Raw genomic sequence first — 3031 nt, forward strand, 5'->3', positions numbered from 1 at the left:
ATTGTTCTTTGAAAACTAGATAAAGTTTTATTGATAGTCAAGAAATTACCGAGTATCGCCATTTTAGGTTTTTAACCAATTCGGTTAAGTTAATAAGGGCGCACGGTGGATGCCTTGGCACTAGGAGCCGATGAAGGACGGGACTAACACCGATATGCTTCGGGGAGCTGTAAGTGAGCTGATCCGAAGATTTCCGAATGGGGGAACCCACTGTTCGTAATGGAACAGTATCCTTGCTTGAATACATAGAGCTTGGAAGGCAGACCCAGGGAACTGAAACATCTAAGTACCTGGAGGAAGAGAAAGCAAATGCGATTCCCTGAGTAGCGGCGAGCGAAACGGGATTAGCCCAAACCAAGAGGCTTGCCTCTTGGGGTTGTAGGACACTCTATACGGAGTTACAAAGGAACGGGGTAGACGAAGAAGTCTGGAAAGGCTCGTCAAAGAAGGTAACAACCCTGTAGTCGAAACTTCGTTCCCTCTTGAGTGGATCCTGAGTACGGCGGGACACGTGAAATCCCGTCGGAAGCTGGGAGGACCATCTCCCAAGGCTAAATACTCCCTAGTGACCGATAGTGAACCAGTACCGTGAGGGAAAGGTGAAAAGCACCCCGGAAGGGGAGTGAAATAGAACCTGAAACCGTGTGCCTACAAGTAGTCAGAGCCCGTTAACGGGTGATGGCGTGCCTTTTGTAGAATGAACCGGCGAGTTACGATCCCATGCAAGGTTAAGTCGAGAAGACGGAGCCGCAGCGAAAGCGAGTCTGAATAGGGCGAATGAGTATGTGGTCGTAGACCCGAAACCAGGTGATCTACCCATGTCCAGGATGAAGTCCAGGTAACACTGGATGGAGGTCCGAACCCACGCACGTTGAAAAGTGCGGGGATGAGGTGTGGGTAGCGGAGAAATTCCAATCGAACCTGGAGATAGCTGGTTCTCTCCGAAATAGCTTTAGGGCTAGCCTCATGTTGTAAGAGTCTTGGAGGTAGAGCACTGTTTGGACTAGGGGCCCTCATCGGGTTACCGAATTCAGACAAACTCCGAATGCCAAAGACTTATCCATGGGAGTCAGACTGCGAGTGATAAGATCCGTAGTCGAAAGGGAAACAGCCCAGACCACCAGCTAAGGTCCCAAAGTATACGTTAAGTGGAAAAGGATGTGGAGTTGCTTAGACAACCAGGATGTTGGCTTAGAAGCAGCCACCATTTAAAGAGTGCGTAATAGCTCACTGGTCGAGTGACTCTGCGCCGAAAATGTACCGGGGCTAAACGTATCACCGAAGCTGTGGATTGACACCGTTTGGTGTCAGTGGTAGGAGAGCGTTCTAAGGACTGCGAAGCTAGACCGTAAGGACTGGTGGAGTGCTTAGAAGTGAGAATGCCGGTATGAGTAGCGAAAGATGGGTGAGAATCCCATCCACCGAATGCCTAAGGTTTCCTGAGGAAGGCTCGTCCGCTCAGGGTTAGTCGGGACCTAAGTCGAGGCCGATAGGCGTAGACGATGGACAACAGGTTGATATTCCTGTACCACCTTTCTTCCATTTGAGCAATGGGGGGACGCAGGAGGATAGGGTAAGCGCACTGCTGGATATGTGCGTCTAAGCAGTTAGGCTGATGATGAGGCAAATCCCATCATCGTGAAGGCTGAGCTGTGATAGCGAGCGAATTATAGTAGCGAAGTTCCTGATTCCACACTGCCAAGAAAAGCCTCTAGCGAGGAAGATGGTGCCCGTACCGCAAACCGACACAGGTAGGCGAGGAGAGAATCCTAAGGTGAGCGAGAGAACTCTCGTTAAGGAACTCGGCAAAATGACCCCGTAACTTCGGGAGAAGGGGTGCTCTGGTAGGGTGCAAGCCCGAGAGAGCCGCAGTGAATAGGCCCAGGCGACTGTTTAGCAAAAACACAGGTCTCTGCGAAGCCGTAAGGCGAAGTATAGGGGCTGACGCCTGCCCGGTGCTGGAAGGTTAAGAGGAGTGCTTAGCGCAAGCGAAGGTGCGAATCGAAGCCCCAGTAAACGGCGGCCGTAACTATAACGGTCCTAAGGTAGCGAAATTCCTTGTCGGGTAAGTTCCGACCCGCACGAAAGGCGTAACGATCTGGGCACTGTCTCAACGAGAGACTCGGTGAAATTATAGTACCTGTGAAGATGCAGGTTACCCGCGACAGGACGGAAAGACCCCGTGGAGCTTTACTGTAGCCTGATATTGAATTTTGGCACAGCTTGTACAGGATAGGTAGGAGCCTTGGAAGCCGGAGCGCTAGCTTCGGTGGAGGCGTCGGTGGGATACTACCCTGGCTGTGTTGACATTCTAACCCGCGCCCCTTATCGGGGTGGGAGACAGTGTCAGGTGGGCAGTTTGACTGGGGCGGTCGCCTCCTAAAGAGTAACGGAGGCGCCCAAAGGTTCCCTCAGAATGGTTGGAAATCATTCGCAGAGTGTAAAGGCACAAGGGAGCTTGACTGCGAGACCTACAAGTCGAGCAGGGACGAAAGTCGGGCTTAGTGATCCGGTGGTTCCGCATGGAAGGGCCATCGCTCAACGGATAAAAGCTACCCCGGGGATAACAGGCTTATCTCCCCCAAGAGTCCACATCGACGGGGAGGTTTGGCACCTCGATGTCGGCTCATCGCATCCTGGGGCTGTAGTCGGTCCCAAGGGTTGGGCTGTTCGCCCATTAAAGCGGTACGCGAGCTGGGTTCAGAACGTCGTGAGACAGTTCGGTCCCTATCCGTCGTGGGCGCAGGAAATTTGAGAGGAGCTGTCCTTAGTACGAGAGGACCGGGATGGACGCACCGCTGGTGTACCAGTTGTCTTGCCAAAGGCATCGCTGGGTAGCTATGTGCGGAAGGGATAAGTGCTGAAAGCATCTAAGCATGAAGCCCCCCTCGAGATGAGATTTCCCATCACTTTATGTGAGTAAGATCCCTGAAAGATGATCAGGTAGATAGGTCAGAGGTGGAAGTGTGGCGACACATGGAGCTGACTGATACTAATCGATCGAGGACTTAACCAAACGTAATGCAGGCGC

At 52.3% G+C, this 3031-nt stretch carries 1 rRNA gene; it reads left to right on the forward strand.

Annotation, left to right across the window (positions count from 1 at the left end):
- Nucleotides 1–82 precede the first annotated feature (82 nt).
- A 23S ribosomal RNA gene (locus ACNA6I_RS16500) occupies nt 83–3016 on the forward strand.
- Nucleotides 3017–3031 lie beyond the last annotated feature (15 nt).

The sequence above is a fragment of the Rossellomorea sp. FS2 genome (assembly GCF_047915635.1).
Classification (GTDB): Bacteria; Bacillota; Bacilli; order Bacillales; family Bacillaceae_B; genus Rossellomorea; species Rossellomorea marisflavi_A.